Genomic DNA, 18,882 nt, shown 5'->3' with positions numbered 1-18,882 from the left:
GCGGGAGTGACGCGGCCGACGCGGGGGCGCTGTCCGTTCGACTCGCACCCGGTGGGCGCGAGATCAAGTGGTCTCGCCCCGCGTGCCCGGTTATCTCCTCGGTTGTGCGTCGGTCGGGCTAACTGGTCACGCGGCGCCTGGCTGTATGGCTGAACTCCGCGGCGCGAGCGCTCATCCAGCGTGCCTACACGAACAGCGGACCCGGTGACCAGGCCGTTTGTCCATGGCAGCGATGATCGGCATCGAACCGTGGTGTCATCCGGCTGCCCTCGTCACGTTTCGTTCGCGCACCTGCACGAACAGTCGGCGTCGAAAGCAGCCGATGCCAGTATCCCATACCGCGCGCCGGGCGTTCGCCATCGGCGCTCGACTCGGTCCCGCCCGCGGCGCGAACGCGGGTCTCGCGGCGGCGCGGGCACGACGATCGAGACTCGGTCAGGCGGGCAGTTCGGGGAACCAGAGGGCGATCTCCCGCTTGGCCGATTCGGGTGAATCGGAGCCGTGGACCAGGTTCTCCTGGGTCTCCAGAGCGAAGTCTCCGCGAATGCTGCCGGGCACGGCCTTTTCGACCGGGTCGGTGCCGCCGGCGATCTGGCGGAACGCGGCGATGGCGCGCGGGCCCTCCAAGATGGCCGCGACGACCGGGCCCGAGGTGATGAACTCGATCAGGGACCCGAAGAACGGCTTCTCGGCGTGCTCGGCGTAGTGGCCCTTGGCCAGTTCCTCCGACACGTGCTTCAGCTCCAGGGCGACGATCTTCAGGCCCTTGCGCTCGATCCGTGCCAGCACCTCGCCGACAAGGCCACGGGCCACACCGTCCGGCTTGATGAGTACCAACGTCTGCTCAGTCACGGCGCACAGCCTATCCGGCATACTTCCGGGCACCGCACCAGCGGTCGGGCTGATCGGCTTCCCGGGCGCTCGGCAGGGAGACCTCCGCCGGAAAAAGTGCGACCGGCAGCGTCCTTGGCGGCCCTGCGGCTACGACCGCTGGATGCGCTGGCTCGGCAGCAGCCCTTTCTCCATCCGGCCGCGCACGTCGGCGCGCAGCACCAGGATGAAGCCCCAGACCACGGCGAACACCACACCGATGACGCCGATGGACACATGGATGAACGCGCCGAGCAGCACCAGGACCTGCAACCCGAGGTTGAACGGCAGCGCCCAGGACCGCCGCTGCAACCCGGCCCCGAGGAACATCACCACCGCGAGCACCACGAGATAGGTGCCGGACAACCAGGTCACGCCGCCGCCGACGTCGGCAACCACCGGCAACGCGAGCAACACCACGATCGCCTCGAGCACCAGCGTGCCCGCCATCACCCCGCGGAAGCCCTTCCACGGGTCGGTCGCGGGCGCGGGCACCGACTGCTCGTCTCGTTCGGCCGGTTCGCTCATGCTGTGCCCTCCTCGGCATCCGCCGGGCTCGTGCGGTGACCGGCGCTCATGCGGTGGTTCCCGGTCCCACGATGGTCCAGTGGGCCGCGGTGCACGCACCTGCCGCTCACGCCGGGTCCTTTCCGAACAGCGCGCGAGCCGCGCCCGCTGTGACGACCGATCCCGTGATGATCACTCCCGCGCCGGACACCATCTCGCCCGCGTCGCCCACTTCCTCGGCGATCGCGATCGCGGTCTCCAGCGCGTCGGGCAGGGTGGCGGCGGATACCACGCGCTCGTCGCCGAACCGCTGGACCGCGAGGTCGGCGAGGGTCTCCACGTCCAGCGCGCGGGGCGACCCGTTGCTGGTGACGACGATCTCGTCGAACACCGGCTCCAGCGCGGTGAGGATGCCGTCGGCGTCCTTGTCACCGAGCACCGCGACCACGCCGACCAACTTGCGGAAGTCGAATTCGTCGGTCAGCGCCGCGGCCAGCGCCCGCGCGCCCGCCGGATTGTGCGCGGCGTCGATGAAGATGGTGGGCGCGCTGCGCATCCGCTCCATCCGCCCGGGACTGATGACGCTCGCGAAGCCCGCGCGCACGGCGTCGATGTCGAGCCTGCGCTGCGCGCCCGCACCGAAGAAAGCCTCCACCGCCGCGAGCGCGAGCACCGCGTTGCGCGCTTGATGCTCGCCGTGCAACGGCAGGAAGATCTCGTCGTACACCCCGCCCAGGCCCTGCAACTCGAGTTGCTGCCCGCCCACCGCGATCTGCCGGGCGAGCACGCGGAACTCCGAGCCCTCGCGCGCGACCGCGGCGTCCACCTCGACGGCACGGCGCAGCAGCACCTCCATCGCCTCGGGTTCCTGCTGCGCGATCACCGCGACGTTGTCGCGCGGCACCAGGCTCTCCGGGGCGCGCTTGATGATCCCGGCCTTCTCCCCCGCGATCGAGGCCAGGTCCGGACCCAGGTAATCGGTATGGTCCAGGCCGATCGGCGTGATCACCGCCACCTGCCCGTCGATGACGTTGGTGGCGTCCCAGGTGCCGCCCATTCCCGTCTCGACGACCGCGACATCGACCGGCGCCTCGGCGAAGGCGGTGTAGGCCATGCCGGTGAGCACCTCGAACTTGCTCATCGCGGGCCCGCCCGCGGCCGCCGACTGCTTGTCGATCATCTCGACGAACGGCAGCAGTTCGCGATAGATCTCCACATACCTCGCCGGGGTGATCGGCGCGTTGTCGATGCTGATCCGCTCGGTGGCCAGCTGCAGATGCGGACTGGTGATCCGGCCGGTGCGCCGATGCAGTGCGGTGAGCAGCGCGTCGATCATCCTGGTCACCGAGGTCTTGCCGTTGGTGCCCGCGATGTGGATCGCCGGATAGTTCTGCTGCGGCGAGCCGAGCAGATCCATCAGCGTGGCGATCCTGGTGAGCGACGGTTCGATCTTGGTCTCCGGCCAGCGCTGGTCGAGTTCCGCCTCGACCAGCGCCATCTCGGCCAGTTCCACCGGCGACGGACCGGAGCCGAGCCGCGCTCCGCCGCCACGGCCCTCGTCGTCGCCGTATTGCGGTTCCGGCTCGTGGTTCACTTGCCGCTCAACTCCGCCAGTCGGGCCCCGATGCGCGCCACCTCGTCCGCGGCGACCTGCTGCCTGCCGCGGATCTTCTCGACCACGTGGTCGGGCGCCTTGGCCAAGAACGCCTCGTTGCCGAGCTTGGCGGCGGTGCCATGGAGTTCCTTCTGCGCGGCGGCCAGATCCTTCTCCAGCCTGCGGCGCTCGGCGTCCAGGTCGACCGCGCCCGAGGTGTCCAGCTCCACGGTGACCGTCCCGGCGCTCAGGCGGACCTCCACCGACGCGGTCGCGGCGAAGCCCGCGTCCGGCTCGGTGAGCCGCGCCAGGTTGGCGACCGACGCCGCCTGCTCGCCGAGCCCCGCCTCGCCGACCCCGATCAGCTTGGCCGCGACCTTCTGCTTGTCCGCCAAGCCCTGGTCGCTGCGGAACCGCCGGATCTCCGTGATCAACCGCTGAGTGTCGGAGATACGTTGCGCCGCCTCCTGGTCAACGGGCACCCCGGAGGCCTGCGGCCACGGCGCGATCACGATCGACTCGCCGCCGGTCAGCGCCTGCCACAACGCCTCGGTGACGAACGGCACGACGGGGTGCAGCAGGCGCAGCACCGCGTCGAGCACGGTACCGAGCACCAACCGGGTCGCTTCCGCCCGCGCGCCGTCGGCGGCGAACTGCACCTTGGCCAGCTCGAGGTACCAGTCGCACAGCTCGTCCCAGGCGAAGTGGTAGAGCGCCTCGCACGCCTTGCCGAACTCGTAGGCGTCGAACGCGGCGTCCGCTTCGGCGCGCACCGCGTCCAGCCGGTCCAGGATCCAGCGATCGGCGTCGGTGAGCTGTGGGCGATCGGGCAGGTCGCCTACCCGCGCGCCGTTCATCAGCGCGAACTTCGTCGCATTGAACACCTTGGTCACGAAACTGCGCGAGGCGAGCACATGCGGCTCGCCGACCGAGAGGTCGCCGCCGGGCTGCGCGCCGCGTGCGAGGGTGAAGCGCGTGGCGTCGGCGCCGAAGGCGTTGATCCAGTCCAGCGGGTCGATGCCGTTGCCGCGCGACTTGGACATCTTCTTGCCGAACTGGTCGCGGATCAGGCCGTGCAGGAACACGTCCTTGAACGGCACCTGCCGCGCGCCGCCCTTGCCCGTGGTCAGCACGGCGTCCTCGGCGACGTAGGTGCCGAACATCATCATCCGCGCCACCCAGAAGAACAGGATGTCGTAGCCGGTGACGAGCACGCTTGTGGGATAGAACTTCTCGAGTTCGGCGGTGGCGTGCGGCCAGCCCATCGTGGAGAACGGCCACAGGCCGGAGGAGAACCAGGTGTCGAGGACGTCCGGGTCCTGCACCCAGCCCTCGGGCGCCTGCTCGTCGGGCCCGACGCACACCACTTCGCCCTCGGGGCCGTACCAGATCGGGATGCGGTGGCCCCACCACAGCTGACGCGAGATGCACCAGTCGTGCATGTCGTCGACCCAGCCGAACCAGCGCGGCTCCTGGCTCTTGGGGTGGATCACGGTGTCGCCGCTGCGCACGGCGTCGCCTGCGGCCTTGGCCAGCGACTCGACCTTCACCCACCACTGCATGGACAGGCGCGGCTCGATCGGCTCGCCGGTGCGCTCGGAGTGCCCCACGGAGTGCAGGTACGGCCGCTTCTCGGCGACCACGCGGCCTTCTCGCGTGAGCCGCTCGCGCACCTTGACGCGGGCCTCGAAGCGGTCCATGCCGTCGAATTCGGTTCCGGTGCCGGTGATCCGGCCGCGCTCGTCCATGATCGTCGGCATCGGCAGCGCGTGCCGCAGACCCATCTCGAAGTCGTTGGGGTCGTGCGCCGGTGTGATCTTCACCGCGCCGGAGCCGAATTCGGGATCGACGTAGTCGTCGGCGATGATCGGGATCTGCCGTCCGGTGATCGGATGCTCCAGGGTCGTGCCGATCAGCGCCCGGTAGCGCGGGTCCTCCGGATGCACGGCCACCGCCGTGTCGCCGAGCATGGTCTCCACCCGGGTGGTGGCGACGACGACGTGCGGTTCGTCGTCGCGGAGCGAGCCGTAGCGCAGCGAGACCAGCTCGCCTTCCACGTCCTCGTACTTGACCTCGATGTCGGAGATCGCGGTGCGCAATTCGGGCGACCAGTTCACCAGCCGCTCGGCGCGGTAGATCAGGCCCGCGTCGTAGAGCCGCTTGAACATCGTCTGCACGGCGCGCGACAGGCCTTCGTCCATCGTGAAGCGGTCCCGGCTCCAGTCGACGCCGTCACCGAGCGCGCGCATCTGCCACTGGATGGCGCCGCCGGATTCCCGCTTCCAATCCCAGACCTTCTGCACGAACAGTTCGCGGCCGAAGTCTTCCTTCGTCTTGCCGTCCACCGCGAGCTGCTTCTCCACCACGGTCTGGGTGGCGATGCCCGCGTGGTCCATGCCGGGCAGCCAGAGCACCTCGTACCCCTGCATCCGCTTGCGGCGCGACAGCGTGTCCATCAAGGTGTGGTCGAGCGCGTGGCCCATGTGCAGCGTGCCGGTGACGTTCGGCGGCGGCAGCACGATCGAGTAGGGCGGCTTGCCGCTGCCGGTGTCGGCGGTGAAATAGCCAGCGGCTACCCAGCGCTCGTACATCTCGGCCTCCACCTCGCTGGGAGTCCAGCTCTTGGGGAGGGCATCGGCACGATTACGCGTGTTGTCAGGGGCTGCGCTGGTCACCCCGCGATTCTAGAGCGCGTCGCCGCGCCGACTTCGGGTCGGTCGACCCGGCTCGCCGCTACCCGCGGATCCGCCGGGCGGCAGCGCTGTGGAAATCGGGCGGGATATCGGCCCGCGGGCGCTCCGGACGAATCGCGCGGAGCGGTATTTCGCGACGGAGACAAAGAAAGGCGGAGTCTTCGGTGGATGAGGGACACCGAACACTCCGCCTATGCCAGTAGCTTACCGGCGATCCGAGGCCGGACTCGGAATCCATAAGCAATTCTCAGCTTCCGGCATTTTCTACCCCGGATATTCCCCTTATCGGGCCGGCACGGTGACGTCGGCCGACACCAAGTCGCCGTTGATCGCGATCGCGGCGGTCGAGCCCGCGCCCGCCGCGGAGATCACCTGCGCAGCCGGATCGCTCACATTACCGGCGGCCCATACGCCCGCCACGCTGGTGCGCCCGGTGGCGTCCGTCACCACCCAGCCGCTGTCGTCGAACGCACACCCGAGCGCCACCAGCACGTCGTCGTTGGCGCGGAAGGTCGGCGCGACGAACATCGCCGTCCTCGGCACCGCTCGCCCGTCGGCCAGCTCCACACCGCGCAGCCGGTCCTGCACCACGAACCGGGCGACCTCGCCGTCGAGCACCCGCACGCCGCGCGCGTCCAAGCGAGCGCGGTCGTCGTCTGACAGTGGCATCGTGTTCGGGAAGAAAATGACGTCGTCCGACCACTGCGGCAGCAGCAGGGCCAAGTGCACCGCCCGCGCCGATGCGCCGGGTTCCCGCCCGCCGAGCACGCCGAGCGGCTGGTCACGCACCTCGTAGCCGTGGCAATAAGGGCAGTGCAGCACGTCGCGCCCCCATCGTTCGCGCACTCCGGGCAGCCGCGGCAGTTCGTCGCGCAGCCCGGTCGCGACCAGCAGGCGGCGCGCCCGCAGCGTCGCACCGCCCCGCGGCCGCAGCACGAACTCCGACTCACCCACCCGTTCCGCGCCGACGACGACATCGGAGATCACCTTTGCGCCGTAGCCCGCCGCCTCCTCGGCTCCGGCCGCCAGCAACTGCGCGGGTGGCATCCCGTCCCGGGACAGGAACCCGTGCATGTGCTCGGCGGGCGCGTTGCGCGGCGCGCCGCCTCCGACCACCGCGACCCGCCGCCGCGCCCGGGCCAGGACCAACGCCGCGGACAACCCCGCCGCACCGCCACCCACGATCACCACGTCATATGTCTCGCTCATCCGCGATCACCTCCACCGACACAGTGCCGTGGCTCGGCGCATATCAGCAACTATTGTTGCCAAATCCGGGACGACGCGGTGCACTGGTGACATGTCCACACCACCAGGCGTCGCCCAAGCCCTCGCCGACATCGGTCCGCGACTCAAAGCGCTGCGGACTCGACGCAACGTCACGCTCACCGCGCTGGCGGAAAGCACCGGGATCTCCAAGAGCACGCTGTCGCGGCTCGAGTCCGGCCAGCGAAAAGCCAGCCTGGAACTGCTGCTGCCGATCGCGATGGCCCACCAGGTGCCGTTGGACGAACTGGTGGCCGCACCGCGGATCGCCGACCCTCGGGTCCACACGACGGCACGGAAGATGAACGGGCTCAGCATTCTTCCGCTGACCCGGCAGCCGGGGCCGTTGCAAGCGTTCAAGATCATCATCCCGCCCGAGCGTGGCGAGCCCGACCCGAAGGTGCACGAGGGTTTCGAGTGGCTCTACGTCCTGTCCGGACGACTCCGGCTGGTGCTGGGCGAACACGATCTGGTGCTCGGCCCCGGCGAGGCCGCGGAATTCGACACCCGCCAACCGCATTGGTTCGGTAGCGCGGGCCGGGGACCGGTGGAAATTCTCAGCCTTTTCGGGTCCCAGGGTGAACGAATGCATCTTCGCGCGCGGTCGGCGGGCCGGAAACCCACATGAACCGATAGTGTCCGAAATGTCCAGTATTGCCGAAAGGGCGAAACCTCGGGACTCTGGGAAGGGTGAACACCCCACGCGCATCTCACTCGGCGAATCACCAAGAAAAACGGGGGTTTTCCCGGATGCCGAACCCGTCTCGGCTGCGGACGCTGGGAGAGGTGAACCCCCCGCTGGAAGCCGTGCCCGGGCACGCCCCCGAACCGCGACCGCCGATCCTGGTCCCGGATGCGCTGCACGATCTACGCGGTCGCGCGGTCGCGGAGATTCGATACCCCGCCGCGGCGGCGCTGATCGTCGCGGGCGTCCCCGGCGCGGGTAAGAGCACCGCCTTGCGCAAATTCTTCGGCGCCGACGCGGCGGCCACCGCACCGTCGCACAGTCCCGCCGGGGTGCTGGTGCTCGACTCGATGCAGGCGCGCAATCGCTGGCGGCCCAGACTCTGGTGGCTGCCCTACCTGCTGTGGCGTCCGGTGGTGCACGTGGCGCACTTCGTCGCTGTTCGCGCCGCGCTGCGTGAGGTCGACGGCCCGGTCGTCATCCACGACTGCGCCACCTTCCGGTGGGCGCGCGTTCTGATCGCGCGCTGGGCGGCGGGACGTGAATTGCACCTGCTCCTGCTCGATGTGCCCGCGCCGGTGGCCAGGGCGGGCCAGCACAGCCGCGGACGACGGATCAATCACGTGGCCTTCCGGCTGCACGTGCGCGGCTGGCGGCGATTGATGAGCGTGGTGGCGACGGAACCCGCGGCCCGCGGTTCCCGGTCGGTCGTCATCGTCGACCGCGCGGCCGTCGACCGCCTTGGGTGCGTGACCTTCGCCTGACCGGCGAAACCGCCGCCTCGGTGCGCCTCAGGGCACCAGGACGGTCAGTGCCGCCGGGACGGCCCTGATGGTGAGCGGCAGGGTGCCCGCCGGTTCGCCGTCGGCCGTGGCGGGCGCGCCCGCGGCGGTCAACGTGACGGCCGCGGCGCGGAACTGCTTGACCTCCGGGTGATTCTGGCGTTTCCCCGCCGACAGCGCGGGCAGCAAGCGCAGCATCTCCCGCCGCGACAGCGCGCCGACCACCGTCAAGTCGAGCAGTCCGTCGTCCATGATCGCGTCCGGGCAGATCAACATGCCGCCGCCGTAGGTGCGGGTGTTGCCGACCGCGACCATGACCGCCTCGGTCTCCAGCAGCGAGCCCATGCCGGGGTTGGTGAGCCCGTCGGTCACCGCGTCCACCAACTCGACGCGGTAGGGAACGGTGAAGCGCCCGGAGATCTCGGCCAGCGCGGCGACGGTATAGCGCAGCCTGCCTTTCGGCCAGCGCATCTCATTGGCGCGCAGCGTGACTCGCGCGTCGAATCCGGTGCCGGTCACCGTGGCGAACCACATCGGCGCGCCGGGCGACTCGATCCGGCCGAGATCGATCGTCCTGGTCCGCCCGCGCAGCACGAGCGCGGCGGCGGCGAGCGGGTCGTCGGTCGGCACACCGAGTTCCCTGGCCAGGTCGTTGCCGGTGCCCGCAGGAACCATGCCGAGCGGGACGCCGGTCTCCGCGACGGCCTGAAGGGTCAGGTTGATCAAGCCGTCGCCGCCGACGCAGACCACGGCATCGGGCGGCGCGTCGCCCGCGATGACATCTCGCACCTGCCGAACCGTTTCGGCGGCCGAGGGCGCGCACACCTCGGCGACCTCGGCGCCGCCCGCGCGGAGACGGGCGATCGCGGCGCTCGCCGCCGCGCCGCTCTTACCGTGCCCGGACCGCGGGTTGGTCACCACGGTGACCTTGCGTACCGGCGAATATTCGGTCACGGCACCAGCTTTCCCGGATTGAGGATGCCGGCCGGATCGAGTTCGGCCTTCACCGCGCGCAGGACGCGCACGCCGAGGTCACCCACTTCGTCCGGCAACCAGGGGCGGTGGTCGGTGCCCACCGCGTGGTGGTGGGTGATGGTGCCGCCCGCCGCGACGATGGCGTCGCCCGCGGCGCGTTTGGCGGCCTGCCACTGCGCCAGCGGGTCGTCCAACTGCTTGGCGACGACGGTGAAGTACAGCGACGCACCGGTCGGGTAGGTGTGCGAGATGTGGCACATGACCAGCGGGGGCGTCCCCTGCGCACTGAGCGAATCGGTCAGCGCCCCGGTCACCTTCTCCTTCAGCGCGCTCAGATTCGACCAAGTGGTGGCGGTTTCCAGCGTTTCACAGAGCACCCCGACATCCAGGAGCGCGTCGCGCAGGTACGGCGCGGCGAAACGACCGTGCTCCCATTCCCTGGCCGCTGCCTCGCCCAGGGCCGAGCCGCCCGCCGCGGCCAGCAGTGCACCCGCCTCGGCGCTGCGCGCGGCGACGTGCGCGGCACTGCCCTCGTAGGTGGTGACGGCCAGACATCCGGCCACCGGGTTGCCGCCGATATCGCCGGAGCGGGCGAGGTTGATCCCGGTCTCCGCCTCGTCGGACAGCCGGAGCACGGTCGGCGCCGCACCCTCCTGCACCACCGCGCGCAACGCTGCGGCGCCGGTCGCGAAATCGGGAAACGACCACGCCTGATAGGCGACGGTTTCCGGGACCGGGTGCACGCGCAAGGTGACCGCGGTGATCACGCCGAGCGTGCCCTCCGATCCGACGAACAGCTCACGCAGATCCGGGCCCGCCGCCGAGGCGGGGGCGCGCCCGAGGACGAGCGTGCCACTGGGCGTGGCGATCTCGAGCCGCTGCACCATGTCGTCGAAACGGCCGTAGCCCGCCGAAGCCTGGCCAGAGGATCGCGTCGCCGCGAAGCCGCCGATGGTGGCGAACTCGAAGCTCTGCGGGAAGTGGCCGAGGGAGAAGCCGTGCCCGCCGAGCAGTTCCTCCGCGCGCGGGCCGGTGAGTCCCGCGCCCAGTGTGGCGGTGCCGCTGATCGGATCGATCGCGGTGATCGTGTCCAGCCTGCGCAGATCCAGGGCGATGACGGCGTCGAAGCGACCGCGCACGGGTTCGACGCCGCCGACCACGCTGGTGCCGCCGCCGAACGGCACCACCGCGACGGCGTTCGCCGCGCAGTAGGCGAGCACGGCGAGCACCTCGTCGTGGTCGGCGGGGAAGACGACGGCGTCCGGCGCGTCCTGCGGGCCCTCGGCCCGGCGGCGCAGTAGATCGGGTGTGCTCTTCCCCCCTGCGTGCCGCAACCGATCGCGGTGGTCGGCCGACACGTTCCCGGAACCGACCACCTCGACCAACCCGGCCCGCCGCGCGGGCGTCAACGCCGATTCGCGCAGTGGCACGTCGCCCTCATCGCGGCGCGCCACCGGATCGCCGGACACCCCGAACACCTGCGTCAGCAGACCACGGATCCGCTCCGAAAGTGGCTGGTGCCCAGCCGGGATTCCCCAGGCATCCCAGACCATACTCGCCGCCGACCCGCTCACGCCGGTCTTTGCCGCGGAAGCCGAATCGCCCGCGGAGTGCTGCCGTGTCTCCACCATGCGTTACAGTTTGACATAGACTGTCAAGCAGTAACGAAGGTTCGGACCATTCCCCTGGTCGACGCCAGCCGTCGGCCGATCAACCCCCGGTGGTGACACCTTGACCGCTCCTGACGACTCCGCCGAGCGCCTCTCGGCGACCGACCTGGCGATCCTCGACGCCGCTCGCGCGTGCGTGGAGGAATTCGGCGTGCGCCGCACCACCCTCACCGAAGTGGCGCGGCGAGCGGGCGTCAGCAGGCCGACCGTCTACCGCCGCTGGCCGGACACCGGCGCGCTGGTGGCCGAGCTGCTGGTCCGCGAGCTGCGCGGGATCGTGGCGGCGACCATGCCGTCGGCGGGCAGCGCGCGCGTCAGGCTGGTCGAGGGCGTGGTCGCGGGAGCGGCGACGGTCCGGTCGAATCCCTTGTTCGGCAAGATCTTCCGTACCGACACCGATCTGATGCTCACCTACGTCTTCGGCAGGCTGGGGCGCAACCAGCGCGCTCTGATCGAGCTGTTCGCCGCGGGTATCCGCGACGGCCAGCGGGACGGCTCCATCCGCGGGGGCGACCCGGAAGGGATGGCCACGATGCTGCTGCTGATCGCCCAATCCGCGGTGCAATCGGCGGGCACCGTCGCGCCGCTGCTGGCGGGCGAGCATCTCGACGCCGAACTCCGTCGCGCGATCGACGGGTACCTGGACGACCACGCCCGGGAGACGACCGAGGACACCGACCGGAGACAAGCGCGATGAGCCGTCTTCGCACCCTTCTCGCCGTAACCGAAAGGCATTGTGATGAGCACTGATCCGGGGCACACCGGGGACTCCGCGTTGAACGCCGCCCGCCGTGCGGCGGATCTGTCGCGGCTCGGCGACGGCGCCGAGGTCGACGTGCTGGTGATCGGCGGTGGCGTCACCGGCGCGGGCGCGGCGCTGGACGCCGCGGCCCGCGGGCTGAGCACCGTGCTGGTGGAACGCCACGACCTGGCCTTCGGCACCAGCCGCTGGAGTTCCAAGCTGGTGCACGGCGGCCTGCGCTATCTCGCGAGCGGCCGCGTCGGCATCGCCCACGAAAGCGCCTCGGAGCGCGGCATTCTCATGCGCACCACGGCGCCACATCTGGTGCGCCCGCTGCCCCAACTGGTCCCGCTGCTGCCGAATATCGGCACGACGCAAGCCGCACTGGTGCGCGCCGGTTTCCTGGCGGGTGATCTGTTGCGGCGTGGTGCGGGCACCCCCGCGGCGCTGCTGCCCCGGTCCCGGCACGTCGCCGCCGCGGAGGCGGTACGGCTCGCACCGACCGTGCGCCGCGCGGACCTGCGCGGCGGGCTGCAGGCATGGGACGGACAGCTGGTCGACGACGCGCGCTTGGTCGTCGCACTGGCGCGCACCGCGGCGGCCAACGGCGCGCGCATTCTGACCCGCGTCGAAGCGATCGACGTGACCGGGAATTCGGCGACCCTGCGTGACACACGCACCGGCGAGACCCTGGCGGTGCGGCCGCGCGCCGTGGTGAACGCCACCGGAGTCTGGGCCGATCAGGTGGATCCGAGCATCCGGCTGCGCCCGAGCCGCGGCACCCACCTGGTGTTCTCCGCCGCGTCCTTCGGCGGCCTGTCCGCGGCGCTCACCGTACCGGTGCCCGGCAGCATCGGCCGCTTCGTCTTCGCCTTCCCCGCCGCGCACGGCCGGGTGTACCTGGGGTTGACCGACGAGGACGCGCCGGGCCCGGTTCCCGACGAGCCGAAGGCCACCGACGGCGAGATCGATTTCCTGCTCGAGACCATCAATCCCGCCCTGCGCGAGCCGCTGACCCGCGCCGATATTCGCGGCTCCTACGCCGGGTTGCGCCCACTGCTGGAGACCGCCGACGACAGCACCGCCGACATCTCGCGCAAACACGCGGTGCTGCGTTCCCCGAGCGGGATCGTCACCATCGTGGGAGGCAAACTCACCACCTACCGCAAGATGGCCGAGGACGTGATCGACGCCGCCGTCACGCACAACGGTCTCGCCGCGGCACCGTGCCGCACCCGGCGGCTACCACTGGTAGGCGCGGTCTCCGGAGCGGCGCGCGACCGCATCGACGCGCCGCCGGTGCTGATCGAACGCTACGGCGGTGAGGCGGACGCCGTGCTGGCCGCCGCGCGCCGTGATCCTGCCCTCGCCGAGCCGGTCGCGCCCGGAATCGACGTACTCGGAGCCGAATTCGCGTTCGCGGTGTCCCACGAGGGCGCGCTGGAGGCCGACGACCTGCTGGATCGGCGCACGCGCATCGGCCTGATCGCCGAAGATCGGGCCGCCGCGGCGCCCGCGGCCGTACGCGCCCTCGCCTGACGGCACGACGCGTCCGGGCGGCTCAGTCCATCGACCATGCGGACAGTTCCGCGCGCATGCACGCGCGCGGCCAGCGGTCGAGGCCGTGGGCCTGCTCGGCGGCGCGCAGCGCGACCAGCCCCGGCGTCTCCTCCCCCGCCGACAGGTACCGGAAGCCGAGCCGCTCGTAATACGGCCCGTTCCACGGCACCTCGGTGAACGTCGTCAGCGTCATCGCGGGTAGGCCCGCGACGGCGGCCCATCGGGCGGCCTGGTCGAGCAAGCGCTTGCCGATCCGGCGCCGGGCGTGATCCGGGCGCACCGAGACCTGCTCGATGTGGGCGTTCCCGTCGACCACTGCCGCGACGAGGTAGCCGATCGGCAGGTCGTCGTCGGTCCACACCCAGGCCCGCCCGGCCTGCTGGAACTGTCGCAGAGTCGCCAGCGAGGGCGGTTCGTCGTCGGCCACGGTCGTCATCCCGATTCGCGCGAACGGCTCACCCGTCGCGCGCTCGATGTCCTGGAGCACGGGGAGGTCTCGGAATGTCGCGGGTCGGATCACCGGCCCATTGTCGGTCCGCCCCCACGACATGAGCCAGCGAATTTCACTGCGCCCGCGTGGCGAGGATGCCGTTGAGCAGCACTTGCACGGCCCAGGCCGCGCGCGCCGCACCGCCGCCCGCCAGCAGAGCCTCCCGCATGGCCACGACGGTCGGATAGCGGTCGGCGGGCAGTTCGGCGAAGCGCCGCTCGATCGCGGCGAGGTACTCCTGCTCGCTGCCGCCCCCGATGCGGTGCGCACTCTGTTCGGACGCCGACGCGGTGATGTGCAGGAACAGCAGGTCCACCGCCCACGACGCGGTCAGCTCGTCCAGTCCCGCCTCGGTGAGCGCACCGAGCATCAGCTCCACCAGCCGCAGGGCGTTCGGACTGCTCGGAATCACACCGAGCGCGACGAGCGCCAGCCCTTCGTGCCTGCTCATCGCCGCCACCGTGGCATCGACCAGCTCGGTGAGCCGCTCGCGCCAGCTCGCCCCGGCGGGCTCGGGGACGGAACCGAGGACATGGTCGAGCATGGCGGCCATCAGATCGTCGCGATTGGCGACGTATACGTACAGCGAGGCGGCGCCGGTGTCCAAGTCCTGTGCGACCCGGCGCATGGTCAGCGCCGCCGCTCCATCCCGGTCCAGGATGCGCAGGCCGGTCTCGACGATCACCTCGCGGCTCAGCGGAGCTTTGGCCGGGCGGGCCCTGCGGCTGACGGCTGCTGCGCTCATGAGCCGAGCATAACGAGGGACGAACGCCGTTCGGGTGAGCGGCGCAAGTCCATGCGCGTCCGGAGCTGCCGCGAAGAGGCCGATCCGGCGGGACGGAGCAGGCCGCCGAACGCCGCTTGCTGCGGAAAACACCACAACACGCAGCTCACAGCCTTGCGAAGCTTGACGGCGACCGCTCGCGAGAACCCGCCCGACAGAGCGTGATTCGAGAATCCGATGACACGGCGAGACGTTCGCACTGTTCGCTTCGCGATGCGCGCAGACCCCGGTTCGGTTGTCGCCGACGCTCTATGCTGGCTTCGGTATGCCGGTAGTGCGCCGGGAAGGAGGGCGCGGGTGCGCAGAAAACCGTCCACCGTGGGTGTCGCACCGGGCGACGGACTCGTCGCCCGTTTCGGTGCGGTCGTCGCCTACCTCGGGGCCGAAACGACCTCCACGGACCGAATACTCGGCACCATCGAAGCCGTGGCCGAAGGCGAGCATCCCGGCGCCGCGCTGGCGCAACGCTTGGCCGCGGTGATCTTCGGCAGCACCGTCCAACCGCCGCCGTTCGGTGTGGTCGCCCCCACCGCGGACGGCGTGCTGATCCTGTTGCGCGGACCGGTCACCGCGGAGATCCAAGGCGCCGAGGGCACCCGCCGCCTCGACGGCGGGCGTGCGTTCACTTGGGTGGACGAGATCGTGCGCGAACCGGTGCGCCGCATCACGATCGGCGCGGACACCGGCGAGCCGCCGACCGCCTTGCCCCGCACCGACCTGCGCGCCGGCGTGGTCCCCGGCGACGGCTTCGTGCTGCACGCCGCGGTACGACGCACCGGAAAAGCCGCCGAACCACGCACGTCCGAGCCTTCCGCGCAGGCCGAGCCCGAGGCGACGGCGGCGGCCGGTTTCGCGGCGATGCCGGAACCGACCGGCGCGTCCGACGCCGTCGCGCAAGCATCGCCCGCTCCGCGACCGACCGGCGCGTCCGACGCCGCCGCACAGGCAACGCCGATCCCTCGGCAGACCAGCGCCGCCGACGCCCTCGCACCAGCGACACCCAGGCCGAACGAGTCGGTCCGCCCCTTCGCCAAACCGCGTCCGCCCCGGCCGGTCCCGGACCGACCGCCGGCGTGGTCCCAGGTGCAGCCCGCGCGCGAACCGGTCGCCCTGCGCAAAGCGCCCGAGAACGGCGGAACGCGAGCCATGAGCCCGGCGGCGCTGTCCGGAGACGCCGTCGGTGCGCTGGTCACCGAAGAGGGGGCGGCCTACCCGTTGGACCGCGCCTACGTCATCGGGCGCGGACCGCAGGTGGACGAGGCGGTCCGCACCGCCGCCGCCACTCCGATCGTCATCCAGCGCGATCGCCATGTCTCGCGGGTCCACGCCTATGTGTCGGTGGACGGCGGCAAGGTGTACATCCGGGACGCCGCCGCTACCTCCGGCACCTTCATCGCCGGTCCCGGCACCGACCAGTGGACCAGGATCAGCACGTCCCCGACCGAGCTCCCGCCCGGCTGGCGGGTCCGCATCAGCGAGCGGGTCCTCACCTACCGAGGCGACGAGCAGCGCACGGGCACGGCGGATATCGCGGGAGCGCGCCGCCGTTCGTAGCCGCCGAGGGCGCCTGGCAAAGTGGCCGCGGTGACGAGTTCGCCTGCCAGCACCGGCGCCTGGGTACTCGAACAGCGTCGCCGCGCCCGCACACGCACGGCATCGGGTACCCGGACCGGCGCCGACCACCGAGCCGCAGTGCGGTGGACTGCGTTCGAGCATGTCATGACCCCGGCGCTCGCGGCTGCCTCGCACCAGGGCGCCGCACAGCGTGAACGGCTCGCCGAGCCGCCGCGCTCGCGGAACCGGGCTCCGGGTCGGCCCCTCGCACGGCCGAGGCCAGGCCGCACCATGGCCGTGTACCGGACGGCTTCGCGCCCGGCTCACCGGCCTCGCGCCGGGGACGGCCGATCAACCGGTCGAGTCGAGCCCGGATCGCGCGGGGAGCACAATGGCGACATGCACCGAAACGGACCGAGCCGCGACATCGACGAGTCCGAGCTGACGGTGACCCCGCCCGAAGAGCAGGCCGCGGGCGTCACCGCCGTGGCGGTGGCGTTGAAACGCTCGATCGAGGAGATGGGCGTCATCCGCACGGCGCGCACCCTGGCCCGGGTCAATCAGGTGCACGGCTTCGACTGCCCGGGCTGCGCCTGGCCGGAGCCGAGCGGCCATCGCAGGCCCGCCGAGTTCTGCGAGAACGGCGCGAAGGCCGTCGCCGAGGAAGCCACGCTGCGCACGGTGACTCCCGAGTTCTTCGCCACCCACTCGGTGGCGGACCTGAGCGACAAATCCGGCTATTGGCTCGGGCAGCAGGGCAGGCTGACCCACCCGATGGTGCTGCGTCCCGGAGACACCCACTACCGGCCGATCGCCTGGGACGACGCCTACCGTTTGATCGCCGACACGCTACGCGGGCTGGACTCCCCGGACGAGGCGGTGTTCTACACCTCCGGCCGCACCAGCAACGAGACCGCGTTCTTGTATCAGCTGCTGGTGCGCAGCTACGGCACCAACAATCTGCCGGACTGCTCCAACATGTGCCACGAGTCCTCCGGCGCGGCGCTGTCGAGCTCGATCGGGATCGGCAAGGGCTCGGTCTCCATCGACGACTTCGCCAAGGCCGACCTGATCGTCGTCGCGGGACAGAATCCGGGCACCAACCACCCCCGGATGCTCAGCGCGCTGGCCGCGGCCAAGGCGAACGGGACCCGGATCGTCGCGGTGAACCCCCTGCCCGAGACCGGGCTGCTCGGCTTCCGCGACCCGCAGACGATCAAGGGCGTCACCACCGGCGTGCCGATCGCCGACGACTTCCTGCAGATCCGCCTCGGCGGTGACCTGGCCCTGTTCCAGGCGCTCGGCCGCCTGCTGCTGGAAGCGGAGGACCGCGCACCGGGCACGGTGGTCGACCGGGCGTTCGTCGACGCCCACTGCGCGGGCTACGCCGAATACGAAAAGCACGCGCGCACGGTCGATCTCGACACCGTACTGGAAGCGACGGGTCTCACCGCGGCCGAACTCGAGCACACCGCCGAGCTGTTCGCCCGCTCGCGCAACATCATCCTGTGCTGGGCCATGGGCCTGACCCAGCAGGCCCATGCGGTGGCCACCATCGAGGAGGCCACCAATCTGCTGCTGTTGCGCGGCATGATCGGCAAACCGGGCGCGGGTGTGTGCCCCGTGCGCGGTCACTCGAATGTGCAGGGCGACCGCACCATGGGCATCTGGGAGAAGATGCCCGACACCTTCCTCGACGCCCTCGACCGCGAATTCGGCATCAGCAGCCCGCGCGAGCACGGCCTCGACACCGTCGCCGCCATCCGCGCCATGCGCGACGGACAGGCGAAAGTCTTCATCGGCATGGGCGGCAACTTCGTCTCCGCCACCCCCGACACCGCCGTGACCGAAGCCGCGCTGCGCGACTGCGCGCTCACCGTGCAGGTCTCCACCAAACTCAACCGCAGCCACGTCGTGCACGGCCGTACCGCGCTCATCCTGCCGACGCTCGGGCGCACCGACCTCGACCTGGCCCCGGACGGCGCCAAGAATCAAGTCTCGGTGGAGGACTCGATGTCGATGGTGCACCTGTCCACCGGACGGTTGCGGCCGGTCAGCGACCAGCTGCGCAGTGAAGTCGCCATCGTCTGCGAACTCGCCCGGGCAGTCCTTGGCCCCGACCACCCGGTGCCGTGGGCCCGCTTCGCCCGTGACTACGACAGCATCCGCGACGCCATCGCCCGCGTCGTGCCCGGCTGCGCCGACTACAACGCGAAAGTTCGCGGCCGGGGCGGCTTCCAGCTACCGCATCCGCCGCGCGACGCCCGCGAATTCCGCACCGCTACCGGCAAGGCCAACTTCGCGGTCAACGAGCTGACCTGGCTGCCGGTCCCCGCGGGCAGACTGATCCTGCAAACCCTGCGCAGTCACGACCAGTACAACACCACCATCTACGGCCTGGACGACCGCTACCGCGGCATCCACAACGGCCGCAAAGTGGTGCTGGTCCACCCCGAGGACATCACCGCGTTCGGTTTCCGCGACGGCGATCTGGTCGACATCGTCTCCGAGTGGACCGACGGCACCGAACGCCGCGTCGAAGGCTTCCGCCTGGTCTCCTACCCCACACCGCGCGGCAACGCCGCCGCCTACTACCCCGAGACCAATCCCCTGGTGCCACTGGACCACGTCGCGAAACGATCGAACACGCCAGTCTCCAAAGCGGTCACCATTCGGTTCGAGGCGAGCAAGGCATGACCAGCCGGGTCCG

At 70.7% G+C, this 18,882-nt stretch carries 15 protein-coding genes; 6 read left to right on the top strand and 9 right to left on the bottom strand.

Going from position 1 to position 18,882, the window contains the following annotated elements:
* Positions 1-435 precede the first annotated feature (435 nt).
* The 5 genes from ndk to AB0L97_RS20915 form a co-directional block, all read right to left on the bottom strand.
* Complete coding sequence (gene ndk / locus AB0L97_RS20935) at positions 436-852, bottom strand: nucleoside-diphosphate kinase (RefSeq protein WP_355072286.1); 417 nt, start codon at positions 850-852, stop codon at positions 436-438.
* 129 nt (positions 853-981) lie between these two features.
* A complete protein-coding gene (locus AB0L97_RS20930; RefSeq protein ID WP_355072284.1) occupies positions 982-1,398 on the bottom strand; it encodes a DUF4233 domain-containing protein in 417 nt (138 codons plus the stop codon).
* 106 nt (positions 1,399-1,504) lie between these two features.
* Positions 1,505-2,875 (bottom strand): folylpolyglutamate synthase/dihydrofolate synthase family protein, encoded by a 1,371-nt coding sequence (locus tag AB0L97_RS20925; protein ID WP_364432102.1) that lies wholly within the window; start codon positions 2,873-2,875, stop codon positions 1,505-1,507.
* Positions 2,876-2,967: 92 nt separating this feature from the next.
* Complete coding sequence (locus AB0L97_RS20920) at positions 2,968-5,646, bottom strand: valine--tRNA ligase (RefSeq protein WP_364431959.1); 2,679 nt, start codon at positions 5,644-5,646, stop codon at positions 2,968-2,970.
* 300 nt (positions 5,647-5,946) lie between these two features.
* Complete coding sequence (locus AB0L97_RS20915) at positions 5,947-6,873, bottom strand: NAD(P)/FAD-dependent oxidoreductase (protein ID WP_364431956.1); 927 nt, start codon at positions 6,871-6,873, stop codon at positions 5,947-5,949.
* Between the two features lie 91 nt (positions 6,874-6,964).
* Between AB0L97_RS20915 and AB0L97_RS20910 the strand changes: the two genes are divergently transcribed.
* Positions 6,965-7,558, top strand: coding sequence for an XRE family transcriptional regulator (locus AB0L97_RS20910; RefSeq protein WP_355072278.1), 594 nt, complete (start codon positions 6,965-6,967; stop codon positions 7,556-7,558).
* Between the two features lie 122 nt (positions 7,559-7,680).
* Positions 7,681-8,379, top strand: coding sequence for a hypothetical protein (locus AB0L97_RS20905; RefSeq protein ID WP_355072276.1), 699 nt, complete (start codon positions 7,681-7,683; stop codon positions 8,377-8,379).
* A gap of 27 nt (positions 8,380-8,406) precedes the next feature.
* On the opposite strand, the gene AB0L97_RS20900 is transcribed toward AB0L97_RS20905, so the two are convergent.
* Both AB0L97_RS20900 and AB0L97_RS20895 read right to left on the bottom strand, forming a co-directional pair.
* A complete protein-coding gene (locus AB0L97_RS20900) occupies positions 8,407-9,351 on the bottom strand; it encodes a diacylglycerol kinase (protein ID WP_364431951.1) in 945 nt (314 codons plus the stop codon).
* The gene (locus AB0L97_RS20895; protein ID WP_364432099.1) at positions 9,348-10,925 is read right to left on the bottom strand and encodes an FAD-binding oxidoreductase; all 1,578 of its coding nucleotides are present in this window, start codon (positions 10,923-10,925) and stop codon (positions 9,348-9,350) included. The genes AB0L97_RS20900 and AB0L97_RS20895 overlap by 4 nt, the downstream gene beginning before the upstream one ends.
* A 178-nt stretch (positions 10,926-11,103) precedes the next feature.
* Between AB0L97_RS20895 and AB0L97_RS20890 the strand changes: the two genes are divergently transcribed.
* Both AB0L97_RS20890 and AB0L97_RS20885 read left to right on the top strand, forming a co-directional pair.
* Entirely contained in the window at positions 11,104-11,739 is a 636-nt protein-coding gene (locus AB0L97_RS20890; RefSeq protein ID WP_364431948.1) for a helix-turn-helix domain-containing protein, read from the top strand.
* 42 nt (positions 11,740-11,781) lie between these two features.
* A complete protein-coding gene (locus tag AB0L97_RS20885; protein ID WP_364431945.1) occupies positions 11,782-13,323 on the top strand; it encodes a glycerol-3-phosphate dehydrogenase/oxidase in 1,542 nt (513 codons plus the stop codon).
* Between the two features lie 22 nt (positions 13,324-13,345).
* Here the strand turns inward: AB0L97_RS20885 and AB0L97_RS20880 are convergent, their stop codons facing one another.
* Both AB0L97_RS20880 and AB0L97_RS20875 read right to left on the bottom strand, forming a co-directional pair.
* Positions 13,346-13,864 (bottom strand): GNAT family N-acetyltransferase, encoded by a 519-nt coding sequence (locus AB0L97_RS20880; RefSeq protein WP_364431942.1) that lies wholly within the window; start codon positions 13,862-13,864, stop codon positions 13,346-13,348.
* Positions 13,865-13,907: 43 nt separating this feature from the next.
* Entirely contained in the window at positions 13,908-14,579 is a 672-nt protein-coding gene (locus tag AB0L97_RS20875) for a TetR/AcrR family transcriptional regulator C-terminal domain-containing protein (RefSeq protein WP_364431939.1), read from the bottom strand.
* A gap of 336 nt (positions 14,580-14,915) precedes the next feature.
* On the opposite strand from AB0L97_RS20875, the gene AB0L97_RS20870 reads away from it, so the two are divergent.
* Both AB0L97_RS20870 and AB0L97_RS20865 read left to right on the top strand, forming a co-directional pair.
* A complete protein-coding gene (locus AB0L97_RS20870) occupies positions 14,916-16,172 on the top strand; it encodes an FHA domain-containing protein (protein ID WP_364431935.1) in 1,257 nt (418 codons plus the stop codon).
* A 399-nt stretch (positions 16,173-16,571) separates the two neighbouring features.
* The gene (locus AB0L97_RS20865; RefSeq protein ID WP_364431932.1) at positions 16,572-18,869 is read left to right on the top strand and encodes an FdhF/YdeP family oxidoreductase; all 2,298 of its coding nucleotides are present in this window, start codon (positions 16,572-16,574) and stop codon (positions 18,867-18,869) included.
* Positions 18,870-18,882 lie beyond the last annotated feature (13 nt).

The sequence above is a fragment of the Nocardia sp. NPDC051911 genome, from assembly GCF_040681035.1.
Classification (GTDB): Bacteria; Actinomycetota; Actinomycetes; order Mycobacteriales; family Mycobacteriaceae; genus Nocardia; species Nocardia sichangensis.
This window is presented reverse-complemented; position numbering and strand designations above follow the sequence as displayed.

Excerpts from the sequence above, each read along its gene's own strand:
- AB0L97_RS20930 (WP_355072284.1), bottom strand. The coding sequence starts at position 1,398 with ATGAGCGAACCGGCCGAACGAGACGAGCAGTCGGTGCCCGCGCCCGCG.
- AB0L97_RS20925 (WP_364432102.1), bottom strand. The coding sequence starts at position 2,875 with ATGGCGCTGGTCGAGGCGGAACTCGACCAGCGCTGGCCGGAGACCAAG.
- AB0L97_RS20915 (WP_364431956.1), bottom strand. The coding sequence starts at position 6,873 with ATGAGCGAGACATATGACGTGGTGATCGTGGGTGGCGGTGCGGCGGGG.
- AB0L97_RS20910 (WP_355072278.1), top strand. The coding sequence starts at position 6,965 with ATGTCCACACCACCAGGCGTCGCCCAAGCCCTCGCCGACATCGGTCCG.
- AB0L97_RS20905 (WP_355072276.1), top strand. The coding sequence starts at position 7,681 with ATGCCGAACCCGTCTCGGCTGCGGACGCTGGGAGAGGTGAACCCCCCG.
- AB0L97_RS20895 (WP_364432099.1), bottom strand. The coding sequence starts at position 10,925 with ATGGTCTGGGATGCCTGGGGAATCCCGGCTGGGCACCAGCCACTTTCG.
- AB0L97_RS20885 (WP_364431945.1), top strand. The coding sequence starts at position 11,782 with ATGAGCACTGATCCGGGGCACACCGGGGACTCCGCGTTGAACGCCGCC.
- AB0L97_RS20875 (WP_364431939.1), bottom strand. The coding sequence starts at position 14,579 with ATGAGCGCAGCAGCCGTCAGCCGCAGGGCCCGCCCGGCCAAAGCTCCG.
- AB0L97_RS20865 (WP_364431932.1), top strand. The coding sequence starts at position 16,572 with ATGCACCGAAACGGACCGAGCCGCGACATCGACGAGTCCGAGCTGACG.